At 51.6% G+C, this 13007-nt stretch carries 15 protein-coding genes and 3 tRNA genes; 6 read left to right on the forward strand and 12 right to left on the reverse strand.

Going from position 1 to position 13007, the window contains the following annotated elements; all coding sequences use genetic code 11:
* Positions 1–2 precede the first annotated feature (2 nt).
* The 3 genes from araG to APU02_RS23530 form a co-directional block, all read right to left on the reverse strand.
* A complete protein-coding gene (gene araG / locus APU02_RS23520; protein WP_060571390.1) occupies positions 3–1517 on the reverse strand; it encodes an L-arabinose ABC transporter ATP-binding protein AraG in 1515 nt (504 codons plus the stop codon).
* Between the two features lie 69 nt (positions 1518–1586).
* Positions 1587–2576: an arabinose ABC transporter substrate-binding protein AraF gene (gene araF / locus APU02_RS23525; protein ID WP_042283956.1), complete on the reverse strand. Its 990-nt coding sequence runs from the start codon at positions 2574–2576 to the stop codon at positions 1587–1589.
* Positions 2577–2893: 317 nt separating this feature from the next.
* On the reverse strand, positions 2894–3451 hold the full coding sequence (locus APU02_RS23530; RefSeq protein WP_060571391.1) for a DJ-1/PfpI family protein: 558 nt from the start codon (positions 3449–3451) through the stop codon (positions 2894–2896).
* Between the two features lie 515 nt (positions 3452–3966).
* Between APU02_RS23530 and APU02_RS23535 the strand changes: the two genes are divergently transcribed.
* Positions 3967–4470, forward strand: a complete 504-nt coding sequence (locus APU02_RS23535; RefSeq protein ID WP_042283961.1) for a non-heme ferritin-like protein — start codon at positions 3967–3969, stop codon at positions 4468–4470.
* A 125-nt stretch (positions 4471–4595) separates the two neighbouring features.
* On the opposite strand, the gene APU02_RS23540 is transcribed toward APU02_RS23535, so the two are convergent.
* On the reverse strand, positions 4596–4847 hold the full coding sequence (locus APU02_RS23540) for a DUF2766 family protein (protein WP_060571393.1): 252 nt from the start codon (positions 4845–4847) through the stop codon (positions 4596–4598).
* A gap of 116 nt (positions 4848–4963) precedes the next feature.
* Positions 4964–5047, reverse strand: coding sequence for a stress response protein AzuC (azuC, locus tag APU02_RS26420; protein ID WP_014229869.1), 84 nt, complete (start codon positions 5045–5047; stop codon positions 4964–4966).
* A gap of 211 nt (positions 5048–5258) precedes the next feature.
* Here azuC and APU02_RS23545 point away from each other — a divergent pair, with 211 nt between their 5' ends.
* Positions 5259–6683, forward strand: coding sequence for an MFS transporter (locus APU02_RS23545; RefSeq protein WP_060571396.1), 1425 nt, complete (start codon positions 5259–5261; stop codon positions 6681–6683).
* A gap of 40 nt (positions 6684–6723) precedes the next feature.
* Here the strand turns inward: APU02_RS23545 and APU02_RS23550 are convergent, their stop codons facing one another.
* Positions 6724–7362 carry an RpiB/LacA/LacB family sugar-phosphate isomerase gene (locus APU02_RS23550; protein ID WP_042283968.1) on the reverse strand — a complete coding sequence of 213 codons (639 nt, stop codon included), beginning with the start codon at positions 7360–7362 and terminating at the stop codon, positions 6724–6726.
* A gap of 259 nt (positions 7363–7621) precedes the next feature.
* Between APU02_RS23550 and yecR the strand changes: the two genes are divergently transcribed.
* Both yecR and ftnA read left to right on the forward strand, forming a co-directional pair.
* Positions 7622–7957 (forward strand): YecR family lipoprotein, encoded by a 336-nt coding sequence (yecR, locus tag APU02_RS23555; protein ID WP_060571397.1) that lies wholly within the window; start codon positions 7622–7624, stop codon positions 7955–7957.
* A 181-nt stretch (positions 7958–8138) separates the two neighbouring features.
* Positions 8139–8636 (forward strand): non-heme ferritin, encoded by a 498-nt coding sequence (gene ftnA / locus APU02_RS23560; RefSeq protein WP_060571399.1) that lies wholly within the window; start codon positions 8139–8141, stop codon positions 8634–8636.
* Positions 8637–8668: 32 nt separating this feature from the next.
* Here ftnA and APU02_RS23565 read toward each other — a convergent pair whose 3' ends face one another.
* A complete protein-coding gene (locus APU02_RS23565; protein ID WP_060571401.1) occupies positions 8669–8908 on the reverse strand; it encodes a YecH family metal-binding protein in 240 nt (79 codons plus the stop codon).
* Positions 8909–9101: 193 nt separating this feature from the next.
* On the opposite strand from APU02_RS23565, the gene tyrP reads away from it, so the two are divergent.
* The gene (gene tyrP / locus APU02_RS23570) at positions 9102–10313 is read left to right on the forward strand and encodes a tyrosine transporter TyrP (protein WP_042283977.1); all 1212 of its coding nucleotides are present in this window, start codon (positions 9102–9104) and stop codon (positions 10311–10313) included.
* Between the two features lie 57 nt (positions 10314–10370).
* Here the strand turns inward: tyrP and APU02_RS23575 are convergent, their stop codons facing one another.
* Entirely contained in the window at positions 10371–11036 is a 666-nt protein-coding gene (locus APU02_RS23575; RefSeq protein ID WP_042283979.1) for a YecA family protein, read from the reverse strand.
* A gap of 428 nt (positions 11037–11464) precedes the next feature.
* Between APU02_RS23575 and APU02_RS23580 the strand changes: the two genes are divergently transcribed.
* The gene (locus tag APU02_RS23580; protein ID WP_042283982.1) at positions 11465–11809 is read left to right on the forward strand and encodes an anti-adapter protein IraM; all 345 of its coding nucleotides are present in this window, start codon (positions 11465–11467) and stop codon (positions 11807–11809) included.
* A gap of 171 nt (positions 11810–11980) precedes the next feature.
* Here APU02_RS23580 and APU02_RS23585 read toward each other — a convergent pair.
* The 4 genes from APU02_RS23585 to pgsA all read right to left on the reverse strand — a co-directional run bounded on the left by APU02_RS23585 (position 11981) and on the right by pgsA (position 12977).
* Positions 11981–12067: transfer RNA gene (locus tag APU02_RS23585), tRNA-Leu, on the reverse strand.
* Positions 12068–12078: 11 nt separating this feature from the next.
* Positions 12079–12152, reverse strand: a tRNA-Cys gene (locus APU02_RS23590).
* Positions 12153–12202: 50 nt separating this feature from the next.
* Positions 12203–12278: transfer RNA gene (locus APU02_RS23595), tRNA-Gly, on the reverse strand.
* A gap of 150 nt (positions 12279–12428) precedes the next feature.
* On the reverse strand, positions 12429–12977 hold the full coding sequence (gene pgsA, locus APU02_RS23600) for a CDP-diacylglycerol--glycerol-3-phosphate 3-phosphatidyltransferase (RefSeq protein ID WP_042283985.1): 549 nt from the start codon (positions 12975–12977) through the stop codon (positions 12429–12431).
* Between the last annotated feature and the right edge of the window lie 30 nt (positions 12978–13007).

Below are 13007 nucleotides of genomic sequence, written 5' to 3' on the forward strand. Positions count from 1 at the left end.
TCTCAGGCGACTGCCTGGCTGACTTTAGGCATAGCGAGGCTCAGCGCCTGGCGCTCATCCGCCTGTTCATGAAGCAGTTCCCCGGCAATTTCCCCTTCCCGCATGACGATGATGCGGTCTGCGACACCGAGCACTTCCGGCAGATCGCTGGAGGCGAAAAGCACCGCGACGCCGCGGGCGGCCAGGGCATAGATTACGTTGTAAATTTCGTGCTTCGCGCCAACATCAATGCCGCGCGTCGGTTCGTCGAGCAAAATGACCTTCATCTCTTCCGACAGCCAGCGCCCCAGAATCGCCTTCTGCTGGTTCCCGCCGGAAAGGTTCATGATCAGTTGCTCCGCGCCAGGCGTTTTGATGTTCAGGGAACGAATGTGGTGATCGGCGTTGGTTTCCTCCCAGCCGTTATTGATCAGGCAGCCGCCAAGCACATGCTTGCGGCGGGCGCTGATATTGATATTGTCGCGAACGGAATGCACTGGAATGATTCCTTCGGCTTTGCGGTCCTCGGGGCACAGCATCATACCGGCGGCAATGGCGTTCGCGGGTTTGCGAATATCAATCTGTTGACCGTCGATATACACCTGCCCGTTACTGATCCGCGTGCCGCCAAACAGCCCTTTCATCAGTTCGCTGCGGCCTGCGCCGACCAGACCAAACAGACCGACGATTTCTCCGCTGCGCACCGTCAGGCTGACTGGCATACGCACGCCAGGCGCTTTTACCTCATGCAAACGCAGACGCTCCGCACCATACTGCCGCGGTTGCCAACCATAGATATCGCCGAGATCGCGCCCCACCATCGCCTGAACCAGCATGTCATGGTTCACCTGCGTCATATCGGTGAAGGTGGTGACATAGCGTCCATCCTTAAACACAGTAATGGCGTCGCTAAGGGCAAAAATTTCTTCCATGCGGTGTGAAACGTACAAAATGACGCGGCCTTCTTTGCGCAGTTCGCGGATCACCCGAAACAAATTCTCAATCTCCCTCGCTGAAAGCGAACTGGTCGGCTCATCAAAGGCGATAATTTTGGCGTTACGCGCCAGCGCTTTGGCAATCTCCACCATTTGCCACTGGCCGATGGACAGGTATTTCAGCGGGGTATCGGGATCAATATCCATTCCAAGATGTTTCAGTTGCAGCCCCGCTTCGTCGTTAAGCAGGCTGCGGTTTACGATTCCGCCCTTGTGCGGAAGCTGGCCGAGATAAATGTTCTCCGCCACGGTCATTTCCGGGACGAGATGCAATTCCTGGTAAATAATCGCGACACCGGCGTTCAGTGCGGCGGTGGTGTCAGAAAACGACATCTCCTGACCGCGAATCGCCAAAGAGCCCGTGGTAGGCGCATAGTTGCCGCTGAGAATTTTCAGGAGTGTGGATTTCCCGGCGCCATTTTCTCCCATCAACGCATGCACCTGACCGGCATGGCAGTCAAAACTGATGTCCGTGAGCGCCCTGACGCCGGGGAACGTTTTACCGATGCCGCGAAATGAGAGATACGGGATAGACTGTTGCATAACGACTCCTCGTTCACAGCCAATGCCGGAGGGCCGCTGCGCCTTGTCCGGCATTCGCTGTCTGTCAGGTTATTTACCGCCCAGGCCTTTTTTCGCCAGTTCTTCTTTGAAGTTGTCGCGGGTGATCAGCACCACGTCTGTGACCTCAGTGAATTTTGGCGGTTCTGCATCTTTAGTCACCCAGTTGTAAAGCATTTCGCTGGACTTATAGCCGTGAACGTCCGGGCTTGGCAGTAGCGAACCGTAAAAGCCGGTGGCCTGCGCTTTCGACAGCTCGCTTACCGCATCAACCCCGTTAATGCCGATACCGATAACGTCCGGCGCCTTAAAGCCCTGGCCTTCTGTCGCCCGGACGCCGCCGAGCACCGTGTTATCGTTCATGCCGACGATCAACCAGTGTTTGACTTCCGGATGCTGCACCAGCATCGAGTTGGCGGCGTCAAACGCGCCCGGGATATCGTTTGATTTGGTGGGCACCTGATAAATTTGTTTTTCCGGGAAGCCGGCGGCTTTCAGCGCTTCCATGGAACCGGAGGTACGACGGCGCGCCGTATCCAGCTCGTTGGCGGTAATCGCCATCACCGCGGTCTCTTTGACGTCCCAGCCGCGTTTCTGCATCTCTTTAAACAGTTCCTGGCCCTGACGCTCGCCGATTTTGGTCGCCGCCATCATCACCAGCGGGACGCTGTCCATGGGTTTACCTTTGGCATTAACGAACTGGTCATCGACGGCAATGACTTTCATGTCATACCCGCGCGCCTTGGCGACAATCGCCGAACCGAGTTTCGGGTCAGGCGTGCAAATGACGAACCCTTTCGCGCCGCTGGCCGCCAGACTGTCGATCGCATTCAGGGTTTTTTCCCCGTCCGGGACCGCTATTTTTATTACCTCAAAGCCCAGATCTTTCCCGGCCTTATCGGCAAATTTCCATTCTGTCTGAAACCAGGGCTCTTCGGGTTGTTTGACCAGAAAACCTAACTTCATGGTTTCAGCAATAGCGGATTGTGACATAACGGCAGCCAGACCGATGGCCGCCAGCGCTTTAGTGAATTTGTGCATGGTTAACTCCAGCTTTAGCGTCATTTTATGTAGGGTATAATCGAACGATTCTTTGTAATTCAGACGTAAAACAAGGCATTACCATTTATTCGCCTGGTAAATGCCGGTTCTGGAATAGTTGTAGCGGGAAATTGATTCTCCATAGGAGAGCGGCATCACACCGCAGAATTACAGTAATTGCGTACATAAATTCAGCGGAAAATGACATAAGAATGGGGAGTATTGTCTGACAAATAAAAAACAAGATAGCCAATTAATCCATAACGCCAGCCAGCAAATCCTAGTCCCCAAATACGGCATATTTGGGGACACGAAAATTACCAGCGATAATAAATATGGTCGGCGTGGTCGCGTACCGGCGCGTCATCGCCGAGTAAACGGGCCGACAGCGCCAGCGCGAAGTCAAAGATGTGTCCCAGCCCTTTTCCGCTCAGCAGATTTCCGTCTTCCACAACCGGGGCGTCGACATACACGCCATCGGTGACTGTCTCGTAGAGATCGCCGGAACAGACGTAGCGACGTCCTTTCAGTAACCCATTGCCGCCCAACACTCGCGCCGCCGCCGAACAAATCGGGCAGATCAGTTTACCCGCCGCGTCATGGCGAGCGATGAACGCCACAACCTGGGGACTGGCCGCCAGATTGACGCTACCCTGCGGTCCACCCGGCAGCACCACGGCGTCATAGAGTGTTTCCAGACTTTCTGCCAGGGTTTGATCCGCCACCATCGGAACATCGTGATAGCTTACCACCGCCCGCGATTCCGCGCAGGCCAGCGTGTCCACCTCAATGTGTAGACGGCGTAAAATATCAATGGTGACAATCGCTTCCGCTTCTTCAAAGCCAGGCGCCAACAGGACAGAAACTTTTTTCATTTCCACAACCTCATGCCAATGATGCCAAATGAACCGAAATAACGACGTTATCATTCGGTAAAATAAAATAGTTTTTAGTGAAACTGATCTGGCGCAAAAATGGCGAGCCGATAATTTCTGACTAAACAGTGTCATTCGTAAATTAATGCGCCAACGTAAAAAAGAATTATCAATAATCCGATCCTACCATGGCCGAGAGATCTCTTTTGTGATCTGAAACGTCATTTCAAAAATAAATGAAAGATTAAAACCATTGATAATCAATAGGATGCATTTTAATCACGCGGGGTAATATTTTTGGCATTCAGACATTGCTTTCAGCAACTTGTAAAAATTTATAAACATACAACATTAAGGATTTTCTTAATTTGCATTCGGCGCTATGCTTATTTCGATCAGCGACTGAATTGATACTACGATCACTCATGGACCGGCAGAAGGGGTTTTATTCTGCTAACAGTTAAGTGTGCCGTTTATCCCGCACACCGTCTCTTTCAGTAAATAAGGATATTGTTATGGCTGCAGCAGGCATGGCTCACAAACTCAACACCCAAATGAACCTTGAGTTTTACGCCTCGAATTTTTATCTCCATTTGAGCGAATGGTGCTCAGAGCAAAGTTTGATGGGAACGGCAACATTTCTTCGCACCCAGGCGCAAAGTAACGTCACCCATATGATGCGGATGTTTAATTTTATGAAAAACGCCGGCGCGAACCCGATCGTGAAGGCGGTTGACGTGCCGGGCAGCGATTTGCATTCCCTGGAAGAATTGTTTCAAAAAACACTTGAAGAGTACCAACAGCGCGCCAGTACGCTGTCGCGTCTGGCCGATGAAGCGCAGGCGTTGAACGACGCACAGACGCTCACTTTCCTGCACGATCTGGAGAAAGAACAGCAGCAGGACGGATTGTTATTGCAGACCATCTTTGAGGAAGTGCGCAACGCGAAACGCGCAGGGCTATGTCCAGCCCAGACCGACCAGCATGTGCTTAACGTGGTGAATTATCAGCAGCATTAATTTCCCCGCACTGGCCTGCCGTTCCCTTCCCCGCAGGCCAATCCGCAAGTCCGTGTTCCCGGATGCCTCCCATAAACAGGAGGCATCGCAAAAAACATTTCTAAATTCTGAAACAACGGTTTATTTTAATGTGCTTCGCCCTGCGGCGTGAATTTGAGCTCAATGAGCGCGATTGCCTTTTGAATGGCGCGCAGGGTGATAGGGTCGGCTGCCGCCGGATGTGTGGTGAAATCGATATTCTTTAGCTGGCTGGACATTTTTTCACGTACTTCAACGGGCGCGATCACATCAAGTACATCAAGGATTTGTTTGATCACCAGTTGGCAGGCGACAACATCAGATACCAGTTCCTGATCGGCATTCATCGGTTGGGACATTGCTTGGGCTCCTGAAAAAAGAAAGGCCGCCATAGTACCGATTACGTCGCAGAAACGATAGTCATACGGGTACCCGGCTCGCGGGCATAAAAAAACCTGCCGAAGCAGGTTTTTTATCAGAACATCGCGCCAGGCGGTACGTCTTTGAATGTTTTGCAATAATTTTCAAACATGCTTTTGAGGATTTTACGCAGTTTCATGGCATGACTCCAAAGGTATTGTTATGCAGGTGTTATTGCCTATGCGCGTATAATATGACATTCATCACAAAAATCAACCATTATGTGATGCATATCACATAATTAAATTAACATTTTCTTTCCAAATTTGCCCTTATTGCTGACTTTTCAAAGGCCTGTATCACGTTCAGTTCCAGTAAAAATTTAAAATTTTTTTGAAGGCAAGGACCACATGCGAGACGATTTGGTCACAGAAAGCAAACGGGGCATCTCTCCTGCCGCTTTGCTTGTTGCTGGCGCATTTTTTATGGAGTTCATTGACGGCACGGTGATCGCGACTGCCCTGCCGGATATGGCCAGTACTTTCGGTGTTCAGGCCGTGGATCTGAATATCGGTATCAGCGCGTATCTGATCACCCTGGCGGTACTGATACCCGCCAGCGGCTGGATAGCCGACCGCTTTGGCGCGCGCAAAGTGTTTACCCTTGCCCTGGCCATTTTTACGCTGGCCTCAGTGCTTTGCGGCCTTGCCACCACGCTGGAAGGCTTTCTGGCGATGCGTATTTTTCAGGGCGTCGGCGGCGCGCTGATGGTGCCCGTCGGACGTCTGGCCGTACTGCGCACCACGCCGAAGCATCAGCTCATTACCGCCATCGCCACCTTAACCTGGCCCGCCCTGGTGGCGCCCATCATCGGCCCGCCGCTGGGTGGATTTATTACCAGCTATGCCAGTTGGCGATGGATTTTCTTTATTAACGTACCGGCAGGGCTGCTGGCAATGACGCTGGCGCTGCGTTTTATCCCCGACATAAAAGAGGAGGTTCGCCGTCCTTTCGATGTGCCGGGTTTTATGGCTACCGCCATTGCGATGGTCAGTCTGGTTTACGCGATGGAACTGATGGGCGCGCAGCAATTTGCGCCGGGCTTGCCCCTCACGCTGCTGCTACTGGGCGGGATCACCCTGGCGTATTCACTGCGTCATTTTCAGCAAGCCGCACATCCGATGATTCGTCTGGACGCTATGCAGGTGCCGACGTTTCGCGTCACGATGTACGGTGGCTCTTTGTTTCGCGCCTCGATTAGCGCCGTTCCGTTTTTGCTGCCGCTGATGTTTCAGGTTGGTTTTGGCATGAATGCTTTTCAGGCGGGCTCGCTGGTACTGGCGGTTTTTGTCGGTAATTTAACGATCAAACCCGCCACCACTCCGCTGATCCGCTGGCTTGGCTTTAAAAAGCTGTTGTTGATTAATGGCGCGCTCAATGTGCTGGCGCTGCTCGCCTGTGCGTGCCTGACGCCCGACACGCCCGTCTGGTTGCTATTACTGGTGCTTTACCTTGGCGGCGTATTCCGTTCTGTACAGTTCACCGGCATCAGCACCCTCGCCTTTGCGGACGTTCCTGCTGAACAGATGAGTTATGCCAATACGCTATTCAGTACCGCCACTCAGTTGGCCGTTGGGTTGGGCATTTCGCTGGGCGCAATTGGGATCCGGATCGGCGCAAGCATCAGCGAATGGCTGGAAATAAGCGCGACGCCCGGCATCAGCTTTCGCCTGGCGTTTGTGACGATTGCGGCGATCTGTCTGGTGGGGATGGTGGATACGTTGAGGCTGGCGAACGATGCGGGAAGTGCGGTGTCGGCAAAGAAATCAGGGTAGTTACCGGACGGCGCAGGGCCATCCGGTTTCGTCGCGGTGATTAGCCCAGGATTTCGCGAACAAAGGCTTCGATCTCTTTGTTCTGGCAGTTCTCAAAGAAGCACTGCTGGAAGCGCGGGCCAGACACGGCGGTTTTGACCAGTTCCGGGTCGATCGCCCGCAAGGTGTCGAGGTAGTTGTCTTTCACAACTGCCGCTTTCACCTGGTTCAGAATACCTGCGTTACGTACCTGCGGCTCTTTACGCTCCGGCGGGTATCCTTCCCCGTTACGACCGGTAAAGGCTTTCTCGAAAATGAAGCGTACGTTCAGTTCTGCGCCCCAGCCAAATCCTTTAGCAAACGGCAGAGACAGCGCATTACCGTTGTTGATCTGCGCAAACAGGAAGGCGTCAGCCGGATCGATGCAGTAACCGCACACCACGCCCGGATGGATATTCAGCGACATCAGCGCGCCCTGACCAGTACCACAGCCAGTCACGACAAAGTCAACTGCTTTGGCATTCAGCAGAATGCTGGCCATGATACCCAGATGGATGTAGGTCAGATGATGATCGTTCTCATCGCTCATACCAACGTTGAATACTGGAAAGCCTTTTTCATCCGCAACCGCTTTAAGCTCATTATGAATGATGGCGTTTTTGCTGGCCTGGCTGTTTTCCATCATGAGTGCAATTTTCATTCTGTCTTCTCCTGAAATGCGTGCGGGTTGTCCCGCCATGAGTCAATGACGTTTCAGGAACAGTACTACTTCCCAAACGCACTTTCAAATTTTGTGAAAAACGATTTTAAAAAACAGAGTAAGCTTCACATTTTTGCAGAACGAAAGGCGCAACCCTGGCCGTAGAAATTAGTGATAGCGGATCTGTAAGCTATTCCGGCCATTGAAATTCGCGGGCATAGAGTAGGATAGCCTATCCCCGATCTATCAGAGTGAAACCATGAAGACGCTTTTACTTGCCCTTTCATTGACGGCACTGACAGGATGTACGATAAACAGGCACGCTGAGGTGAGCGAGGTCAGCGCGACCACGGGTGTGGTACGTCTGAGCTACGGTGAAGCCATGTTACAAAATGCGGTAACCGATGAGTATATCGCCCACGGCACCGCGACGAAAGCGTGTCAACAGACAGGCTATGCCAATGCCGTACGCTTCGGGCAGCCGGTTAAAACCTGTCGTGTATTTGCAGGTTCGCTCTGTATTAACAGTCAGGTTATCCTTTCATACCAGTGCCAGGGTGTCGCCTTGTCACAAACGCGTTCCCCTACTTATTAAAATAACGGCCAGGGTACCGCTGGCCTTTATCCCTATTATATCGGGCATATAGCGTAAATGCGTTTTATTCCCATTCGTATTTTTAATAATTAAATTTATTATTTTACCTTTTGCAAATATTTAAATAACAAATTATAGTGACGCCACATCAAAATAATTCTCACCTTTGTGGAGCGTAACCATGCTGAAAACAGAAATGATCGATAAACTCAATGAGCAAATGAATCTGGAGTTATATTCTTCGCTGCTCTATCAGCAGATGAGCGCCTGGTGTAGTTACCACAGTTTTGAAGGCGCCGCCGCGTTTCTGCGTCGCCATGCGCAGGAAGAGATGACCCATATGCAGCGCCTGTTCGACTATCTGACCGATACCGGCAGCCTGCCGCGCATTAATACCGTCTCCTCGCCTTTTGCGGAGTACGCATCGCTGGACGAATTATTCCGCGCCACGTATGAGCACGAACAATTAATTACGCAGAAAATAAATGAACTGGCTCATGCCGCAATGACCAGCCAGGATTATCCGACCTTTAATTTCCTGCAATGGTACGTCGCTGAACAGCATGAAGAAGAAAAACTGTTTAAATCCGTTATTGATAAATTAACCCTGGCGGGCAAAAGCGGCGAAGGGTTATATTTTATTGATAAAGAACTTTCGACTCTTGATAGCGCAAATTAATGTCTGACGGTGAGGTTATCCTCACCGTTTTGTTAATGACGGCAGATCTTACTTTCATGAGTGGAAAAACCGTCATCCTGGGCAACAAATTTTCCTTTCGCCGCCAGAAACGCCACCAGTTCCCCCGCGGTCATATCCGACGCGGAACAGGTATGAAAACGCGCCTGCTCGCCGAAGCGATTTTTTATCGCCGCTTCCAGACTTGCCGTTGAATACGGTTCGCCCGACTCTATCATCATATTCAACACTTCGTGCCCATGAATGGATGTCATATGTCCTCCTGAATCAAAACGGATAGCCTAAGCGGGACGCGCGTTCTTCGCCTTGCGCTAGCGCAGGTTCAATGCGGGAATAGATGTATAATTATGTTTACATTGATTGTAACGGTGATTTGACGAAAATAACGTTTTGCCTTACCCTGCGCCGCAGATCTTACCGTTGTTTATCTGCAGGGCAGTGTAAAGCGTGAAAAATAGAACTCTGGGAAGTGTTTTTATCGTGGCCGGCACCACGATTGGCGCCGGGATGCTGGCCATGCCGCTGGCGGCCGCTGGCGTTGGTTTTGGCGTGACTTTTGCGCTGCTGATGGGTCTGTGGGCCTTAATGTGTTATACCGCGCTGTTGCTGCTGGAAGTTTATCAACACGTTCCGGCGGATACCGGCCTCGGATCGCTGGCGAAGCGTTATCTTGGCCGATACGGTCAGTGGGCGACAGGCTTCAGTATGATGTTTTTGATGTATGCCCTCACCGCAGCGTACATTAGCGGCGCTGGCGAACTGCTGGCAGCCAGTATCAGCGACTGGAGCGGAAAACAAATGTCCCCCACCGCGGGTGTCCTGCTGTTCACCTTTGTTGCCGGTGGCGTGGTATGTGTCGGCACCTCGCTGGTCGATCTGTTTAACCGTTTTCTGTTCAGCGCCAAAATCATTTTCCTGGTCGTCATGCTGGCGCTGCTGATGCCCCATATTCACAAAGTTAACCTGTTAACCCTGCCGCTGGAACAGGGCCTTGCCCTTTCCGCCATTCCGGTGATCTTTACCTCCTTCGGGTTTCACGGCAGCGTTCCCAGCATTGTCAGCTATATGAACGGCAATACTCGTAAATTGCGGTGGGTATTTATTATCGGCAGCGCGATTCCGTTGGTGGCCTACATTTTCTGGCAACTGGCCACGCTTGGCAGCATCGACTCGACAACGTTTATGGGGCTGCTGGCGGATCATGCGGGTTTAAACGGCTTGCTGCAGGCCCTGCGGGAAGTGGTGGCCTCGGCGCACGTTGAGCTGGCTGTGCATCTGTTTGCTGATCTGGCGCTGGCGACCTCGTTTCTCGGAGTGGCCCTCGGGTTGTTTGATTATCTGGCGGATCTGTTCCAGCGCCGCAATACGGCGTCAGGCCGACTGCAAACCGGGGCAATTACCTTTCTGCCTCCGCTGGCATTCGCCCTCTTCTATCCGCGTGGTTTTGTGATGGCGCTGGGCTATGCCGGCGTCGCACTGGCGGTGCTGGCGCTGATCGTGCCCTCGCTGCTCGCATGGCAGAGCAGAAAACAAAATCCGCAAGCTGACTACCGCGTGTCGGGCGGGCGTCCTGCGCTGGCCCTGGTGTTTCTCTGCGGTATTGCCGTCATCGGGGTGCAGTTCTGTATTGCCGCCGGGCTGTTGCCTGAGGTGGGATAGGTCGGTCAGAGAGACGACAAACGGCCTGACGGGCGAAACGTCGCCAGGCCGTAAATTTTAATGCAGGCAGCACTGCTTATATTTTTTGCCGCTGCCGCACGGACACGGATCGTTACGTCCTGGTTTCACCTCTGCTTTCACCGGCACCTGCACCGGCGTTTCCTGCGGATGCGCCATCCAGTAAGCATGGAGATCCAGCGCCGCAAGGCGAATGGCATCGACACTCTCCTCAAACGCTTCCGGGCTAAGTTTCTCGACTTTGCTGAAATTCTCTTCCGTACCGTGAAGCGCAATGGCATCCAGGGCCGGTTTCAGCGTGTCAGGCAACGCTGACCAGTCAGACAGCGCCACGCCCCGCATATAACCGAAGCACCATTCTTCTACGATGGTGAGCTCATGGCCATCGACTTCCCGCAGGCCAAACAGCGGCTCGAACTGCTCTGGAAACGCATTGAGTCGGTCAGCGGTATCCGCCATGTGCTGGAAAGCGAGATTCATAAAACGCGTCATCTCTTTTTCTGAAGACCAGCGCGGCACATATTGCGCACCGCCCCACACGGCAACCAGCCACTCATCTGGCTCAATTTCGCGCGGCGAACTGAGAACAGCGGTGATCAGCCCATCCAGCTCTGCGACGTCCAGTATGGCATGATCGGTGTTGTATTGGGTCAATACATCGTCCAGCCACTCCAGTTCGCTTTCGTTTAACGGTCCCGTTTTCATCATGCTTGTCCTCGTTGAATGCTTAACTGTGGCTATCTTACAGGTTGAAAGGAGCGGCGGATACACCCTGCGCGCGCAAGAAAAGAAAACGCTTCTGACACAATTTACTGGCTTAATCTGTCACGTTCCGCGCGGGAGTGAAGAATAATCCGTAAGCATTGCAGTCAGGCAGTATGCATTAGCATTTTTTAATAATTGAAATGTATAACAATTGCCCACGATCAATAATAGCAATGCATCTATAAGACTAAAATGTAATATAATGTAAATAAAAACATCATACAAACTTAATAATTTATTAAAAAACAACACCTTCAGTAGGTTAATTAAAAAGTTGATCATTTTCAATAAGTTATGCGTCACTTGCATTTTCTACTAGGCTAAATCTGGCCTTAAAAAATGTATTTAATATTGACGTGAAGGTGAGTATGGAATGGACTGTCATTGACACCGTTGTCAGCCCGACAACGGGTATGTGTTTCTCATGCATTTGTAGTCTGAAAAATTTAAAATTAACGATCTGGTATCAGGCAGATATATTTTTATCCAGCGGCAGCATTATTGAGCCGTTTCAGGACGGTGTATTAATAGACCACAAACCCTATCCCATTACCGTCTATAATGTGACACGCTACAATAAAGAATTATGGAATGCGATGAAAACAAATAGCTTATGCCCAGGCAATGATGAAAATCATCCTAAATATTGTCATTTAGCTCATCTGTGCGTGATTGCTATCTGTCCATACGGTTTACTGAAACGAAAAGGATAATGTTGCCGTAATCTTGTGTTCCGTCATAATCAGGCGGAATACACTATGAGACGTTATTTCTACGCAGGAGGAAATGTTCAGCACGTGTCAGCCATGCCGTAGAAATAAAAAAACCGCCTGAAGGGCGGTTTCACGACACTGCTTATTGCTTTGATTATTCTTCTGTTCCCATGGTACCCGGAGCGGGACTTGAACCCGCACAGCGCGAACGCCGAGGGATTTTAAATCCCTTGTGTCTACCGATTCCACCATCCGGGCTCGGGAAAAAGTGGAGGCGCGTTCCGGAGTCGAACCGGACTAGACGGATTTGCAATCCGCTACATAACCGCTTTGCTAACGCGCCTTAATTCTTTGTCTTTCGACCCGCACCCGCTATCGCCGGTGCCGTTAATCTGGAGCGGGAAACGAGACTCGAACTCGCGACCCCGACCTTGGCAAGGTCGTGCTCTACCAACTGAGCTATTCCCGCATAATCAAGTTCGTTGTTAATCACTTGATTTTGCTATCGTCTGGCAAACCGTGCTGCCGTTCGATGCGTTGCATTCTACTTACCTGACGCAATGAGTCAACGATATTTTTCGCCACTTCCGCTCGTTTGCTGAAATTTGCGGCGAAACGATCACTGATCAAGCAAATCCCCGCGCGCAGCGTTCAGATACTGGAACATTGACCACAACGTCAGGACTGCCGCGACGAAAAACAGCGCAATACCCGCATACTCGACCCAAATATTGGGTCGCCACAGCAGCCACGCCAGGGCCGCCATTTGCGAGGTGGTTTTAACTTTACCAATCCATGAAACCGCCACGCTACTGCGTTTACCCAGTTCCGCCATCCATTCACGCAGCGCAGAAATAATAATTTCGCGCGCGATCATGATTGCCGCAGGCAGCGTCACCCACCAGCTGTGATAGTGTTCGGTCACCAGCACCATCGCGATGGCAACCAGCACTTTATCCGCCACCGGGTCGAGAAAAGCGCCAAACCGGGTGCTCTGGTTCCAGCGGCGCGCCAGGAAGCCGTCAAACCAGTCGGTGACGGCAGCCACCACAAAGATCAGCGCCGCCACGAAGGGCGACCAGCTAAACGGCAGATAAAACACCACGACAAAGAATGGAATGAGGATGACACGGAACAGCGTTAGCAACGTTGGGATATTAAATTGCATAGTGACGGGTAACTATCTGTTGTCAGAGAA

The sequence above is a fragment of the Citrobacter sp. 50677481 genome, from assembly GCF_001463265.1.
Lineage (GTDB): Bacteria > Pseudomonadota > Gammaproteobacteria > Enterobacterales > Enterobacteriaceae > Citrobacter_A > Citrobacter_A sedlakii.

Bases quoted from the DNA above. Each gene is read 5' to 3' on its own strand.
- araG (WP_060571390.1), bottom strand. From the start codon at position 1,517: ATGCAACAGTCTATCCCGTATCTCTCATTTCGCGGCATCGGTAAAACG.
- araF (WP_042283956.1), bottom strand. From the start codon at position 2,576: ATGCACAAATTCACTAAAGCGCTGGCGGCCATCGGTCTGGCTGCCGTT.
- APU02_RS23530 (WP_060571391.1), bottom strand. From the start codon at position 3,451: ATGAAAAAAGTTTCTGTCCTGTTGGCGCCTGGCTTTGAAGAAGCGGAA.
- APU02_RS23535 (WP_042283961.1), top strand. From the start codon at position 3,967: ATGGCTGCAGCAGGCATGGCTCACAAACTCAACACCCAAATGAACCTT.
- APU02_RS23540 (WP_060571393.1), bottom strand. From the start codon at position 4,847: ATGTCCCAACCGATGAATGCCGATCAGGAACTGGTATCTGATGTTGTC.
- azuC (WP_014229869.1), bottom strand. From the start codon at position 5,047: ATGAAACTGCGTAAAATCCTCAAAAGCATGTTTGAAAATTATTGCAAA.
- APU02_RS23545 (WP_060571396.1), top strand. From the start codon at position 5,259: ATGCGAGACGATTTGGTCACAGAAAGCAAACGGGGCATCTCTCCTGCC.
- APU02_RS23550 (WP_042283968.1), bottom strand. From the start codon at position 7,362: ATGAAAATTGCACTCATGATGGAAAACAGCCAGGCCAGCAAAAACGCC.
- yecR (WP_060571397.1), top strand. From the start codon at position 7,622: ATGAAGACGCTTTTACTTGCCCTTTCATTGACGGCACTGACAGGATGT.
- ftnA (WP_060571399.1), top strand. From the start codon at position 8,139: ATGCTGAAAACAGAAATGATCGATAAACTCAATGAGCAAATGAATCTG.
- APU02_RS23565 (WP_060571401.1), bottom strand. From the start codon at position 8,908: ATGACATCCATTCATGGGCACGAAGTGTTGAATATGATGATAGAGTCG.
- APU02_RS23575 (WP_042283979.1), bottom strand. From the start codon at position 11,036: ATGAAAACGGGACCGTTAAACGAAAGCGAACTGGAGTGGCTGGACGAT.
- APU02_RS23580 (WP_042283982.1), top strand. From the start codon at position 11,465: ATGGAATGGACTGTCATTGACACCGTTGTCAGCCCGACAACGGGTATG.
- pgsA (WP_042283985.1), bottom strand. From the start codon at position 12,977: ATGCAATTTAATATCCCAACGTTGCTAACGCTGTTCCGTGTCATCCTC.